This is a genomic window from Nocardia sp. CA-084685 (assembly GCF_050955785.1).
Taxonomy (GTDB): Bacteria; Actinomycetota; Actinomycetes; order Mycobacteriales; family Mycobacteriaceae; genus Nocardia.
On record NZ_CP192094.1, the window covers coordinates 4329200 to 4343400 of the forward strand.

General features: G+C 66.6%; 13 protein-coding genes and 1 pseudogene. 10 read left to right on the forward strand and 4 right to left on the reverse strand.

The genetic code is table 11. From position 1 onward, the window contains the following. Positions 1 to 46 precede the first annotated feature (46 nt). Positions 47 to 1531, reverse strand: coding sequence for an NAD-dependent succinate-semialdehyde dehydrogenase (locus ACQP2U_RS19540; protein WP_433715966.1), 1485 nt, complete (start codon positions 1529 to 1531; stop codon positions 47 to 49). Between the two features lie 9 nt (positions 1532 to 1540). Continuing rightward, positions 1541 to 2521: an ornithine cyclodeaminase family protein gene (locus ACQP2U_RS19545; protein ID WP_433715967.1), complete on the reverse strand. Its 981-nt coding sequence runs from the start codon at positions 2519 to 2521 to the stop codon at positions 1541 to 1543. Between the two features lie 140 nt (positions 2522 to 2661). Here ACQP2U_RS19545 and ACQP2U_RS19550 point away from each other — a divergent pair, with 140 nt between their 5' ends. From ACQP2U_RS19550 to fdhD, 5 genes and pseudogenes are all read left to right on the forward strand, one after another. Then, positions 2662 to 3351: a GntR family transcriptional regulator gene (locus ACQP2U_RS19550; RefSeq protein WP_433715968.1), complete on the forward strand. Its 690-nt coding sequence runs from the start codon at positions 2662 to 2664 to the stop codon at positions 3349 to 3351. A 178-nt stretch (positions 3352 to 3529) separates the two neighbouring features. Beyond that, complete coding sequence (locus ACQP2U_RS19555) at positions 3530 to 4615, forward strand: S-(hydroxymethyl)mycothiol dehydrogenase (RefSeq protein ID WP_433715969.1); 1086 nt, start codon at positions 3530 to 3532, stop codon at positions 4613 to 4615. Continuing rightward, positions 4612 to 5244 carry an MBL fold metallo-hydrolase gene (locus ACQP2U_RS19560; RefSeq protein WP_433715970.1) on the forward strand — a complete coding sequence of 211 codons (633 nt, stop codon included), beginning with the start codon at positions 4612 to 4614 and terminating at the stop codon, positions 5242 to 5244. The genes ACQP2U_RS19555 and ACQP2U_RS19560 overlap by 4 nt, the downstream gene beginning before the upstream one ends. Before the next feature lie 43 nt (positions 5245 to 5287). After that, positions 5288 to 7603, forward strand: a complete 2316-nt coding sequence (locus ACQP2U_RS19565; RefSeq protein WP_433715971.1) for an FdhF/YdeP family oxidoreductase — start codon at positions 5288 to 5290, stop codon at positions 7601 to 7603. Continuing rightward, positions 7600 to 8432, forward strand: a pseudogene (fdhD, locus tag ACQP2U_RS19570) (formate dehydrogenase accessory sulfurtransferase FdhD). Before ACQP2U_RS19565 ends, fdhD begins: the two are co-directional and overlap by 4 nt. 51 nt (positions 8433 to 8483) lie before the next feature. Here fdhD and ACQP2U_RS19575 read toward each other — a convergent pair. After that, positions 8484 to 9410, reverse strand: coding sequence for a LysR family transcriptional regulator (locus ACQP2U_RS19575; protein WP_433715972.1), 927 nt, complete (start codon positions 9408 to 9410; stop codon positions 8484 to 8486). 100 nt (positions 9411 to 9510) lie between these two features. Between ACQP2U_RS19575 and ACQP2U_RS19580 the strand changes: the two genes are divergently transcribed. From ACQP2U_RS19580 to ACQP2U_RS19590, 3 genes are read left to right on the forward strand one after another with little or no spacing between them, the layout of a single operon-like run. After that, positions 9511 to 10689 carry a cytochrome P450 gene (locus ACQP2U_RS19580; protein WP_433715973.1) on the forward strand — a complete coding sequence of 393 codons (1179 nt, stop codon included), beginning with the start codon at positions 9511 to 9513 and terminating at the stop codon, positions 10687 to 10689. Beyond that, entirely contained in the window at positions 10689 to 11024 is a 336-nt protein-coding gene (locus ACQP2U_RS19585) for a non-heme iron oxygenase ferredoxin subunit (protein WP_433715974.1), read from the forward strand. The genes ACQP2U_RS19580 and ACQP2U_RS19585 overlap by 1 nt, the downstream gene beginning before the upstream one ends. Next, positions 11021 to 12199 (forward strand): NAD(P)/FAD-dependent oxidoreductase, encoded by a 1179-nt coding sequence (locus tag ACQP2U_RS19590; RefSeq protein WP_433715975.1) that lies wholly within the window; start codon positions 11021 to 11023, stop codon positions 12197 to 12199. The genes ACQP2U_RS19585 and ACQP2U_RS19590 overlap by 4 nt, the downstream gene beginning before the upstream one ends. A 177-nt stretch (positions 12200 to 12376) precedes the next feature. On the opposite strand, the gene ACQP2U_RS19595 is transcribed toward ACQP2U_RS19590, so the two are convergent. Further along, positions 12377 to 12604: a ferredoxin gene (locus tag ACQP2U_RS19595; RefSeq protein ID WP_433715976.1), complete on the reverse strand. Its 228-nt coding sequence runs from the start codon at positions 12602 to 12604 to the stop codon at positions 12377 to 12379. A gap of 224 nt (positions 12605 to 12828) precedes the next feature. Here ACQP2U_RS19595 and ACQP2U_RS19600 point away from each other — a divergent pair, with 224 nt between their 5' ends. Together ACQP2U_RS19600 and ACQP2U_RS19605 are read left to right on the forward strand one after the other, a co-directional pair. Further along, positions 12829 to 13695: an ABC transporter substrate-binding protein gene (locus tag ACQP2U_RS19600; protein ID WP_433715977.1), complete on the forward strand. Its 867-nt coding sequence runs from the start codon at positions 12829 to 12831 to the stop codon at positions 13693 to 13695. After that, positions 13692 to 14129, forward strand: a complete 438-nt coding sequence (locus ACQP2U_RS19605; protein ID WP_433715978.1) for a PaaI family thioesterase — start codon at positions 13692 to 13694, stop codon at positions 14127 to 14129. The genes ACQP2U_RS19600 and ACQP2U_RS19605 overlap by 4 nt, the downstream gene beginning before the upstream one ends. The last annotated feature ends 72 nt before the right edge of the window (positions 14130 to 14201 follow it).

Here is a 14201-nt window from a genome sequence, read left to right on the forward strand (position 1 = left end):
TTGCCGCTGTTTCGATAGATGGGGGCGACTTCTCGAGCGGCTGCGCTCAGAGCGCTCCGCTGCCCGCCCATGCCAGGTACTTCATCTCCAGGTATTCGTCGATGCCGTAGATCGATCCCTCCCGGCCCAGGCCGGACTGCTTGATGCCGCCGAAGGGCGCGGTCTCGTTCGAGATCAAGCCGGAGTTGATGCCGACCATGCCGGCCTCCAGGTTCGCCGCAACGCGCCAGACCCGCTCCGCGTCGCGACTGAAAAGGTAAGCGGCCAAGCCGAATTCGGTGTCGTTCGCCTGCCGGATCACATCGGCCTCGTCGGTGAACGGAATCAGCGGAGTGATCGGGCCGAAGGTCTCCTCGCGGGTGATCTTCATACCCGCGGCGACATCGGCCAATACGGTCGGCTGATAGAACAGGTCGCCGCGCTCATGCCTCGCGCCGCCGCACACCACCCGCGCACCGTGCGCGACGGCGTCGGAGACGTGTTCCTCGACTTTGGCGAGCGCCGCACCGTCGATCAGGGGCCCTTGTGCGACACCGGGTTCGAAACCGTCGCCGACCGTCAGCTCGGCGACTCTCTCGGCCAGCAGCGCGGTGAAGCGTTCGTAGATACCCGACTGCACATACACCCGGTTCGCGCTGATGCACGCCTGGCCGGTGTTGCGGTACTTCGCGGCCAGCACGCCCGCGACGGCGGCCTCGAGGTCCGCGTCGTCGAAGACGATCGCCGGCGCGTTTCCGCCCAGCTCCATCGACACCTTCTTGACGGTTGCCGCCGACTGTTCCAGCAGCAGTCGTCCCACCTCGGTCGACCCGGTGAAACTCACCTTGCGGACCAGCGGATTGCCGGTGAGTTCCGGTCCGATCTCGCGTGCCTCGCCGACCACCACATTGAAGACGCCGGCGGGCACGCCGGCACGCCGGGCCAGCTCCGCCAGGGCCAGCGCCGTCAGCGGGGTCTGCTCGGCGGGCTTGACCACCATCGTGCAGCCCGCGGCCAGCGCCGGCGCGGCCTTGCGGGTGATCATCGCGGCGGGGAAGTTCCACGGTGTGATCGCGACGCAGACACCCACGGGTTCCTTGAGCACCAGCACCCGGTTCGCGGCATCCGGAGCCGGGAAGATGTCACCCCGCACCCGTTTGGCCTCTTCGGAGAACCACTCGAGAAACGATGCGGCATAAGCGATCTCGCTCCGCGCCTCGGACAACGGCTTGCCCTCTTCGACGACGATCAGCCAGGCCAGGTCCTCGGTGTGCTCGGTCACGAGGTCGAACCACCGCCGCAGAATCCGGGAGCGCTCTTTCGCGGCCAACGCCCGCCACCCGGGCAGCGCCCGATGCGCGGCATCGATGGCGCCCGCCACCTGTGCCCGGCTCAAGGACGGAAGCTCGGCCAATTGTTCTCCCGTCGAAGGGTTTTCGACGGTAAAGCTGCCGGAGTCACCGTGCTCGACCCATTCGCCGCCGATGAACGCCGCACTGCGGGACAGCAGGACGTCGGCGAGCATCGGCTGATCGGTCAGAGGAATTGCCATGGTGCGTCCTTACTTTCCAACGGGCTGGATGTGGATCGGCAGTTCCGAGCCGAGCCCCGCGGTGCGGGCGGCCTCCGCGCACATGGCGGCGACGGCCAGATCCTGCACCGCGGAGCCCACGGACTTGTACACAACGATCTGTTCCGCGGTCGTGCGACCGGGATGCCGTCCGGAGACGAGATCCGACAGCGCGGCGATCCGGTCGGTGACGTCGACCCCGGCCGCGGCCGCGGCGATGAGGTCGCCGCTGTCGTGCAGCACTTCCTGAAGTACGTCCGCGATGAGGACATCCGCGCGCGCGATCACCTCAGGATCGACTTCGCGCTGTTCGCGCACGGTGGAGCCGATGGAGACGACCGTCGTGCCCGGCTGGAGCCACGCACCGAGCAGGATCGGCGACTCGTCATAGGAACGCGCCGCGCAGATCACCAGATTCGCCCCTGCCACGGCCGCCTGCGGCGACTCGGACGCGCTGATCGAGGTATTCAGATCCGCCAATTCCGCGGCGAAGCGGGCTCGGCTCTCCGCGCGGGGGCTGAACACGCGCACGGCCTCGAGGTCGCGGACAGCGGCGAGTGCGCGCACGTGCTTCTTCGCCTCGAAGCCGGAGCCGATGACCCCCACGGTCACCGGTCCGGGCACGGCCAGCAGGTCGGCCGCCAGGGCGGAGGTGGCCGCGGTGCGGAAACCGGTGATCGAGTTGCCGTCGAGCAGCGCCACGAGCTCCGCGGTCTGCTGATCGAACAGGGAAATCAGGTAGGAGAACTGGCGCACGCCGATCGCGCCGGCGATGGTCTTCAAGCCCATCAGCGCGCCGCTGCCCGGCACACCGCTCATGGTCCGCAACATAGAGGTGCCGCCGCGTGCGATCGTCCGCTCCGGAAATCGCGATTCCTCGGACGCCGCCCCGTACGCCTCCCGCAGTGCGGCAATGGCGGGTTTCCAGTCGAAGACTGATTGCACTGTGGCGTCATCCAGTAGGAGCGTCAATCGTCTCTCCTTCCTCTCCGAGCGGTATCGATACTAAACGGATCGTATCGGATTAGGATGTGACGCACCATAGGGTTGGACATTGGATATTGGATCCGCCGGTAATCCGCGCGCCGGCGACAGCACAGGGAGTGGTGAGTATGGATTCGATCCACCGACGGGTCGCAGACAAGGTCTGCGATCGACTGCGCGACCGGATCATCGGCGGCGACCTCAGTCCCGGTGACCGCATCGATCCGTCCGAGGTCGCCACCTCCCTCGGCGTCAGCCGCACCCCGGTCCGTGAGGCGCTGCTGCAACTGGAGGCGCAAGGGCTAATCGAACGACTCCCTTACCGAGGCGTGGTGGTGACCGGCGTAGATCCGGTCGAGGCGGAGGACATCGCAGTGCTGCGCATCCACCTGGAGACGTTCGCCGCCCGCCTCGCGGTGCCGCGGCTGCGCCCGGCGGATCTGGACCGCATGCGCGCGGCCAACGAGAAACTGGCCAGGGCGATGGCCGACCCGACTGCCGCGCAGAACTCCTTCGGCCCGTTCAACCGCGCATTCCATCAGGCGCTGTACCAGGCAGGCGGTTCCAAGACGCTGTCGCGCCTGACGAGTGACATGGCGGCGCAGGCCGAGCGCATTCGCATGCACTTCGACGTCCGGCGGGGCAATGCCGTCGCCGAACACGAGCGCATCCTGACCGCGTGCGTGGCGGGCGACGTCGAAGAGGCTGTGGCAGCCACCCGCGATCATCTGCTCGCGGTCCACCTGCGGGTAATGCCGGACGACTACCGGATTCCGCCGGGTTCGGCTCTCGAGGCCACGCTGCTCGAAAACGGTTGAAATCTTGTAAAACGAAACGATTCGTATAGGATCAGTCAGGCGCGAGTCAGCCCGCCAAAGGGATAGGGATCACCCTCCACCCGGCCAAGTCCGCGAACGGATCGCCGGAGTCAGCCTCGCTGCCCAAGCATGCCCATGAACGCATGGCTCGATCTATTCAACGGAGGAACAGCCAGTTATGCCGCAGCAGGTCCGTGGAGTCATCGCCCGCAAGCCGGGCGCACCGGTCGAATTGACCGACATCATCGTCCCCGATCCAGGGCCGGGCGAGGTCGTCGTCGCCGTCGCCGCGTGCGGCGTGTGCCATACCGACCTCACCTACCGAGAGGGCGGCATCAACGACGAGTTCCCGTTCCTGCTCGGGCACGAGGCCGCGGGCACGGTCGAAAGTGTCGGCGAGGGAGTCGAATCCGTCGAGATCGGCGATTTCGTCATCCTGAACTGGCGGGCCGTGTGCGGCAGTTGCCGGGCCTGCCGGCGGGGCCGCCCGCAGTACTGTTTCGACACCTTCAACGCCACCCAGAAGATGACGTTGACCGACGGCACGGAGCTGACCCCGGCGCTCGGTATCGGCGCGTTCGCCGACAAGACCCTCGTCCACGCGGGCCAGTGCACCAAGGTCGACCCCACCGCCGATCCGGCGGTCGCCGGACTCATCGGCTGCGGCGTCATGGCCGGGCTGGGTGCCGCGATCAACACCGGGAACGTCGGCCGCGGTGACTCGGTGGCTGTGATCGGGTGTGGCGGTGTCGGCGATGCCGCCATCGTTGGCGCCCGGCTGGCGGGCGCGTCCACGATCATCGCCGTGGATCGCGACGAGCGAAAACTGGCCTGGGCCACCGACCTCGGCGCCACCCACACCGTCAATGCCACCACCACCGATACCGTCGCCGCCGTCCAGGAACTCACCGGCGGCTTCGGCGCCGATGTGGTCATCGATGCGGTGGGCCGCCCGGAAACCTGGAAGCAGGCGTTCTATGCCCGCGATCTGGCCGGCACCGTGGTGCTCGTGGGTGTACCCACCCCGCAGATGCGGCTCGATATGCCGTTGATCGACTTCTTCTCCCACGGCGGCGCGCTCAAATCCTCCTGGTACGGCGACTGCCTGCCCGACCGCGACTTCCCGATGCTGATCGACCTCTACCGGCAGGGGCGCCTGCCCTTGGACAAGTTCGTCAGCGAGCGCATCGCCCTCGATGACGTGGAGCGGGCCTTCCACACCATGCACGAAGGCAAGGTGCTGCGGTCGGTGGTCGTGCTGTGAGTGGGCGGCTTCGTATCGAACGGGTGGTGACTTCCGGAGTCTTCGAACTCGATGGCGGCACTTGGGAAGTCGACAACAATGTCTGGGTGGTGGGTGACGACGATGAGGTCGTCGTCGTGGACGCGGCCCATGACGCCGACCCCATCCTGGAGGCCATCAGCGACCGCGATGTCATCGCCGTCGTGTGCACCCATGGGCACAACGATCACGTCACCTTCGCCCCGCAACTCGCCGAATACGCCTACGCGCCCGTCCTGCTACACCCCGGCGACGATCCGCTCTGGCAGCTGACTCATCCGGGCGAGCCCTACTGGCCACTGCACGACCAACAGCGCATCGGCATCGCAGGGACCGAGATTCACGTCCTGCACGCACCGGGCCATTCCCCGGGATCGGTGTGCCTGCACCTGCCCGAAGCCGACACATTGTTCTCCGGCGACACGCTGTTCTCCGGTGGACCGGGGGCGACGGGGCGATCGTTCTCCGATTTCCCCACCATCATCGGGTCCATCCGCGACCGCCTGCTCACACTCCCGGAGCACACCCGCGTCTACACCGGCCACGGCGACGACACGACCATCGGTACCGAAGCGCCCCACCTGTCGGAGTGGATCGCCCGCGGGTACTGACCTACCAGTGTTCTTCCCATTTCGTAAGAGAGTGATTCCAGCCATGCACCGCAGCGCGCCGGTACGAGACACCGACGAGTCCGAACTCTCGGTCACCGCCCCCAAAACCCAGGCGGCGGGCGTGACCGCGGTGACGGTGGCCTTGAACCACGCGGTCGGAGAGATGGGCGTGCTTCGCACGGCGCGGACGCTGGCGCGCGTCAATCAACGGCACGGCTTCGACTGCCCGGGCTGCGCGTGGCCGGAGCCGGCCGGGCATCGCCGCCCGGCCGAGTTCTGCGAGAACGGGGCGAAGGCCGTCGCGGAAGAGGCGACATTGCGGACCGTCGGACCGGAGTTTTTCGCCCGGTATTCGGTGCGGGAGCTGGCCGACAAGTCCGGGTACTGGCTCGGCCAACAGGGTCGGCTGACCCGTCCGATGGTCTTGTGGCCCGGCAAGACCCACTACTCCCCCATCGACTGGGCGGATGCCTACCGATTGATCGCGGTCGCGTTGCGCGGCCTCTCCTCTCCCGATGAGGCGCTGTTCTATACGTCGGGCCGCACCGCCAACGAGACCGCGTTCCTGTATCAACTTCTGGCGCGCAGCTTCGGCACCAACAACCTGCCCGACTGCTCGAACATGTGCCACGAGTCCTCGGGCACCGCGCTGACCGGATCCATTGGTATCGGCAAGGGCTCGGTGTCGATCGACGATTTCGAGAAGGCCGATCTGATCGTCGTGGCGGGCCAGAATCCCGGCACCAACCACCCGCGCATGCTGTCCGCGCTACAGCGGGCGAAGGCGGCGGGGGCGAAGATCATCGCGATCAATCCGCTGCCCGAGACGGGCCTGATCGGGTTCCGCGACCCGCAGACGGTCAAGGGTCTCACCACCGGAGTCCAGATCGCCGACGACTTCCTCCAGATCCGCCTCGGCGGCGATATGGCGCTGTTCCAGGGGCTGGGCAAACTGCTGTTCGAGGCCGAGGATAGCGCACCCGGCACGGTGGTCGACCGGGAGTTCGTGGACCGGCACGCCGCGGGCTTCGAGGCTTACGAAAGGCACATGCGCGCAGTGGATCTCGCCCTCGTCGAGGAAGCGACCGGCCTGACTCGCGAACAGCTCGAACGCACCGCCGCCCGGCTCGCCGGTTCGAAGGCGACCATTCTGTGTTGGGCGATGGGACTGACCCAGCAGCGTCACGGTGTCGCCACCATCGAGGAGGGCACGAACCTGCTGCTGGCGCGCGGCATGATCGGCAAACCGGGTGCGGGCGTGTGCCCGGTCCGCGGGCATTCGAATGTGCAGGGCGACCGTACCATGGGCATCTGGGAGCAGATGCCCGAAACATTCCTCGCCGCACTGGATTCCGAATTCGGGATCACCAGTCCCCGCAAGCACGGTCACGACGCCGTCGACGCCATTCGCGCCATGCGGGACGGACACGCCAAGGTGTTCTTCGGCATGGGCGGGAACTTCGTCTCCGCCGCTCCCGACACCGACGCCACCGAGTCCGCGCTGCGCAACTGCGAGCTGACCGTGCACGTCTCGACCAAACTCAATCGCGGCCACGTCGTGCACGGCACGATGGCGCTGATCCTGCCCACCCTCGGCCGCAGCGATCTCGACCTCTCCCCCACCGGAACCAAACAGCAAGTGTCGGTGGAGGATTCGATGTCAATGGTGCACCTGTCCACCGGGCGGCTGCGGCCGGTGAGCGAGCACCTGCGCAGCGAGGTCGCCATCGTCTGCGAACTCGCGCAAGAGCTCTTCGGCCCCGGCCATCCGGTGCCGTGGAACGAATTCCGGCATGACCACGACGCCATTCGCGATGCCATCGCCCGCGTGGTGCCCGGCTGCGTCGACTACAACGAGCGGGTGCGCCACCGCGACGGCTTCCAGCTACCCCACCCGCCTCGCGACGCCCGCGAATTCCACACCACCACCGGCAAAGCCAATTTCGCGGTCAACGATCTGCACTGGCTGCCGGTCCCGCAGGGCCGGCTCATCCTGCAAACTCTGCGCAGCCACGACCAGTACAACACCACCATCTACGGACTCGACGACCGTTACCGCGGAATCCAGCAGGGGCGCAAGGTCGTCATGGTGCACCCGGACGATATCGCCGGCCTCGGTTTCGCCGAAGACGATCTCGTCGACCTGGTGTCGGAGTGGACCGACGGCATCGAACGCCGGGTTACCGGCTTCCGGCTGGTCCCCTACCCCACTCCCCGCGGCAATGTCGCCGCCTACTACCCCGAAACCAACCCGCTCGTCCCGCTCGACCACGTCGCCGAACGCTCCAACACGCCGGTCTCCAAGGCTGTCACGATCCGCCTGGAACCAGCATCGTCCCCGGCCGGAGCGCAGCCATGAGCGGGGTGACCGCACGCCGCGCAATGGTGCGGGTGACCGCGACCGGCGAAATCCGTCGCCCCGATACCTTGGCGGTCGAAGAACCCCTGGAAATGCGCATCGGCGGCGAGTCACTCAACGTCACCATGCGAACCCCGGGCACCGACATCGACCTGGTCCACGGATTCCTGTACAGCGAGAACATCATCCAATCCGTCGACGACATCGTCTCCGCGCGATATTGCGCCGGAACCGATGCCGACGGGCAGAACACCTACAACGTCCTCGATATCCAGCTACGTCGGCCGCGACCGCTGCCGAAGCGCCGGTTTATCACCAACAGCGCCTGCGGACTGTGCGGCAAGACCACGGTCGACGACGTCCGGATCCGAAGCCGATTCCGGCCCGGATACGGCGATTTCACGATCGACTCCGACGTGCTGTCCACCTTGCCCGACGAATTACGCTCCCAGCAGCAGGTTTTCGCCGCGACCGGCGGATTGCACGCCGCCGGCCTGTTCACCGCCGACGGCACGGCCCTGGTGGTCAGGGAGGATGTCGGGCGACACAACGCGGTGGACAAGGTGATCGGCTGGGCCGTGCGCGAAAACCGGATTCCCACAGCGGATCTCGCTCTCATGGTGAGCAGCCGCGCCTCGTTCGAACTGGTACAAAAGGCCGTGATGGCGGGTATTCCCATGCTGGGCGCGGTCTCGGCCCCAGCTCACTGGCGGTGGATCTGGCCGCCGAGGCCGGGCTCACGCTCGTCGGCTTCCTGCGCGGCGACACCATGAATATCTATACCGATGTGCATCGCATAGCCCTGCGCCCGATCGCCGCAGCCTTGTAATTCATCACCGGCGCATAGTCCGATGCCACGGCGAGCGTCGGCCACCGTGACTCACATTCGGGCAGGTACCGGGCCGGTGCGCAGCAGTTCACGAGCCATGTCCGCGAAGGCCCGCGCGCGCCGGGTCATTCGCGCGGTGGCGTTCATGACGAGTAGAACGTCGACCGGCGGGCCCATTCCATCGAGATCGACCGACGCGACCGCACTGCCGTCGTAGCTGCGCTCGGTCCCCGGCCGGTGCAGCAGCACCGCCCAGCCCATACCGCGGCCGACGAATGTGCGCACGGTCTCGACGCTTCTGGTCCGGTAGCGGATATCAGGCGTAAAGCCGGCCTCGGCGATCCGGCCGGTGAAGAACTCCAAACTGGGCGGCATATCGATCATCACCATCGGCTCGTCTATCAGTTCGGACAGCGCGACGGTGCGCCGCGCGGCGAATCGATGTCCGGCCGACAGCACCGCGTAGGGGGCGCACGAATACAACGGCTGGGTCGTGACATCGCTGCCCAAACCGATGTCGTACATGATCGCCAGATCACACAGGCCGTCGGCGAGCCGCCGCTGCAGGCCTTCGACGGTGTCCTCGACGAGGTCGATCTCCAGTTCCGGATAGCGGACCGGCACCTCCTCGAGAATTCTGCCCATCACGAACGGGGTGATCGTCGGAAAGCAGCCGACGGCGAGCCGACCCGAGATATCCCCTCCGATGGTGCGCACCGCGCTTTCGAGTTCACCCACATGGCCGAGCACCTGCCTGGCATCGACGAGCAACTGCCGTCCCGCGGCCGTGAGCGCGGGCGCTTTGGCGGGTCGGCGGACCAGAACCTGAACGCCGAGCGCCTTCTCGAGCTGACTGATGGCCAATGACACCGCGGTCTGCGAAACGTGGAACTGCGCCGCCGCCGCGCTCAATGTTCCGCGTTCGACGGTGGCCACGAAGAATTCGAGTTGGCGCAAGGTGACGTCGAGCGACTTCATAAGAACAACTTAGATCAAAGGCCCGATATATGTGCTTTTCATAGGAGATGGCGCGGATCACACTCATGAGGTGCAACACCCTCGATGAGGAGGAATCCCGGTGCCGACACCGCAAATCGATCTCGACCTCGACGCCATGATGGTCGACCCCTTTCCCACATTCGCCGCCCTGCGCGAGTCCGACCGCTGGACCTGGTCCGAAACCATGAAAATGTGGCTGATCAGCCGCTTCGAGGACGTCGTCTTCGTGGACTCGCATCCGGAGATCTTCTCCACCGAGATCCCCGGCGCGCTGCTCACCCGCACCCTCGGGCAAACCATGATCCGCAGCGAAGGAGATCTGCACCGCCGCCTCCGGGGCGCCGGTGACGAGCCGCTGAAGCGCCGCTCGATCCAGCGCGCCTGGCCCGAGGTCGTCGACGACCTCGCTCGGCGCTATCTCGCGCCACTGCGCGGTCGCGGAAGCGCCGATCTGGCGACCGATTTCGCCAACGGCTTCACCGGGGCCTGCCTGCGGGAGGTGATCGGTCTCCTGGACGCCACACCCGAGGACATCCACCGCTGGTCCGACGCCTACATCGGCGGTTTCATCAACAACACCGACGATCCCGAGGTCTGGAAGGTCGTCGAGGACGCGCGCGCCGAGAACATCGAGGTGGTCCGGCTGGCCATCGAACGGGTGCGTCACGAGCCCGACGCCACGGTTGTCTCGGCCATGGCCAACGCCAGCCCGGACGAACCGCTGTCTCTCGAGGAGATCGCGGCCAATATCCAGCTCATGATCGCGGGCGGTTTCAACGACGCCCGCGACGCGATCGCCACCCTGCCGTGGCTGCTGATGACCCACCCCGAGACCCGCCAGCGGGTTCGCGAGGACAGTGCGGCATTCGAGCGCGCCATCGACGAATCCGTGCGGTGGCTGACACCGGTCGGCAGTTACCCGCGCCGCTTGATCCAGGACTTCTCCAGCCCCGCAGCGGATCTGAAGGCCGGTGACACCGTCCTGGTGCTGGCCATGGCCGCCGACTACGACGACCGGAAGTTCGCCGATCCCGAGAAGTTCGACATCGACCGCCCCGGACTCGAGGATCACCTCGGCTTCTCCGTCGGTGCGCACTTCTGCCTCGGCAGCCATCTGGTGCGCGCGATGATGCGCGCCGCCGTGCCTCGGATCCTGGACCTGCCCGGTATCCGGCCGGCCGCCGAGCCGCGGTTCGTCGGCTGGCAGTTCCGTGGACCGGCGTCCGTGCCGGTGCAGTTCGATCAGCCGGAGAAGTAATGAGCGACACCATGATTCGAATCAAACTCTGCGACCGCGCGGACGTCCCGGCGAACGGCATCATCCGCGTGACCGACGTGCCGGGGATCGATATTCCCCTCGCGGTGGCCGACTCCGATGGCGAGATCTTCTGTATCGCCGATACCTGTAGCCATCAGACGGCCTCGTTGTCGGACGGCTGGGTCGAGGACGGCTGTGTCGAGTGCCCGCTGCACGAATCACGCTTCGATCTGGCGACCGGGTCCCCCGATGTACCCCCGGCCCGTACATCGATCGCCACGTTCCCGGTGGTGGTCGAGAATGGCCAAATCTTCCTCGTGGAGGCGCGATCATGACCCACATCGCCGTGGTCGGCGCGTCGCTGGCGGGCCTCCGGGCCGCCGAAACCCTGCGCGCGGAGGGATTCGACGGTGAGTTGACCATCATCGGGGACGAGCCCCACCTGCCTTACGATCGCCCACCCCTGTCCAAGGACTTTCTGCTCGGTAAGGTCGAGATCGCCGATATCGCGTTGGCGGACAGCGCCTCTCACGACTCCCTCGACGCACGCTGGGTATTGGGGTCGGGGGCGACCCGCCTGCGGCCGGGGCAGGTGACCATCGGTGACGGGGAGACCCTGGCCACCGATGGAATTGTCCTCGCCACCGGAGCCCGTGCCCGGCGAATTCCCAAGGGCGACAGGCTAACCGGAATTCGCGTCCTGCGCACTCTCGACGATGCCGTCGCGCTTCGACAATCACTCGAGTCCGCGCAGCGGGTTGTGATCGTGGGCGCCGGTTTCATCGGCGCCGAAGTCGCCTCGACGGCGGCCACTCTCGGCAAACAGGTGACCATTGTGGAAGCCGCGAGACAGCCGTTCCAGGCGCACCTGGGCCGAGTGGCTTCCGATCTGCTCCGCCGGACGATGAACGACCACAACGTCGAGCTTCGCACCGGCCACACAGTCTCCGAATTCGATGGCGCTCAGCGGGTCTCGGCCGTCGTACTGGACGATGGCACGCGACTACCGGCCGACCTGGTCCTCGTCGGCATCGGCGCGATTCCCAATACGGAGTGGCTCGCGGGATCCGGCGTGCTCTGCGACAACGGTGTGCTGACCGATGCCTGGGGCCGGACGAATGTGGCGGGCATCGTGGCTGCTGGCGACGTGGCGCGGTTCCAGCGCGGCGACCGGCAGATCCGAGTGGAGCATTGGACGTCGGCGTCCGGCATGGCGGCCACCGCGGCGCGCGCGTTGCTTGCCCACCTCACGGGTGTCGCGCCGGGTGCCCCACATCTCGACGCACCGTACTTCTGGTCCGAGCAGTTCGGCCACCGGATCCAAATGGTCGGCCGACTCCAGCCGGACCTCCCGGTTGACATTGTCGAAGGGGCGGTCGACAACGGGAGATTCGTAGCAGTGCAACGCAGCGCCGACGCCGTCACCGCGGTGCTGGGCTGGAGCATGCCGCGCGAGTTCACGCAGTGGCGACGCCGGAACACTGATTCGCTCCGGGAAGCCGCTCACTGACGACAGTGATATCGAAGTCCGGTACATCCGTGCCGGACTTCGATACCAATACTCACGGTTTGTGGTCCGGCCCAGCGCCCCGTCGCGCGCCCGGGTGCGGATGGATGTTGGACCGGGAGCCGGTCAGATCAGCCGGTCGTCACAGTGACCGGCAGAGATGCCAAGCCGCGCAACACATTATTGTAGCGACGAACCGGAGCATCGGCGTGGATGTGGCTGACCTTGTGCAGCAACGCGTTCAGGACCGCGCCGTACCGCGGACTCGGCTTTGCGGACGAACTCCGGCGGTATGACCGCCCGGGTGACGACCACGACGGCGTCGTCGTCCAGGTCGAACACCTCGGGCGCCGCTTCCACACAGAGTCCGTGGCCTTCGCAACGAGCGAGGTCTGCGCTGATCCTCATGTTCTCCTCCTGATCACGGACGTACTAACAGAAACGATCCGTTTCGTTGCATACGATACGTAGAGCAGATGGAAGGAATGGGCGAATCGCGGAAATTTCCTGCCGACCACCTAATCGGGGAAAGAGCGCCCGGCCGAGAACCGTCATCTACAGTAACTGTGTACTAGACGTACCGTTTCGTACGCGCGATTCCGCCAATCGGGATCCAGGAAAGGTAGTCACCCATGACCGTTCGACTGCGCCAATCGGTGTTCGTCCCCCCGCCGCTGTATGTCGTAGCCGACCAACGCGGCTTCCTCGCCGAAGCGGGAGTCGAGGTCGAGACCACGCTCACCCGATCCTCGGACCAGCAGCGCGCCCAGCTCGTCGCAGGAGACTGCGACCTGGCCGTGACGGCCATCGACAACCTGATCGTCTGGAATGCCACCGGAGCCTCGATCCGGCTGCTCGCGCAGGTGGAGCGAACCACCCCGCTGCATCTGTTGGGGCGCAAGGGTTTCGACACGATCACGGCTCTGCGCGGGGCCGAGCTGGGGGTGGACGCGGTCGACAACGGGTTCGCCATCGTCCTGCGGCACCTACTGCGCTCGCACGGACTCACCTCCGACGACTACACCCTGACCCCCGTGGGCGGGGTGCGCGAGCGCTACGACGCCTTGCTCGCCGGCGCTATCGCGGCAACCCTGCTCGGACCACCCCTGGACGAGCTGGCCCGCGGGCAGGGCTTGCCGGTACTGCTCGCCATCGGCGACGAACTGCCCGACTACCCGGGGCAAGGCTTGGTGGCCGGACCGGCCGGCCTGGCATCCGCCGAGGCGATCAGCACCTATCTGGCCTGCCTGGACCGGGCTCGGCACTGGCTCACCACAGCCGAGCCCGCGCAAGCGGTCGACGTGCTGATTCGGGGCGGGTACACGGAACTCTCGGCCCGTGCGAGCCTGCGGTCCGCCCCGGACTCGCTCACACCCGCGGCCGCCGGGCTGCGGCGCCTTTATGCGATTCGGGCCGAGTTGGCGATGGTGCCCCCCGGCGCACCCGTGGTCGACGAACTTTTCGAGCCCGCTCCCCTGACCTCGGCGGTATCCCCGTGACCACGGCCGTCGATGGGGCCGACGAGGACCGTGTCGTCGACGCAGTACATGAACTCCTGGCCACCGACCAGGTATCACGAACGCTCGGCATCGAAATGGTGTCCGCCCGCCAGGGTCGCGCATCGGCGCGTATGCCGGTTCGGCCGAACATGGTCAACGGCCACAACATCTTGCACGGGGGGCTGGTTTTCACCCTGGCCGATACCGCGTTCGCCTGTGCCGCAAATAGTTTCGGTCCTGCCGCAGTGACCGCCGCCGCCGATATCCAGTTCCTTCGCCCGGCATATCTCGGTGACGTCTTGACCGCCGAGGCGATCGTCCGCTCCCGCTCGGGACGGACGATGGTCTGCGATGTGACCATCCGATGTGCCGACGAGGTGATCGCCGAATTCCGAGCACGCGGCAGCCTGCTCGGCGAACGCCGTCCGGAGTAGCAACCCGAGGTCCCCGCACGAAATCTCGTCGACCAGAGGGATTGTGATCCACGCCGCACCGACGTACAGTCG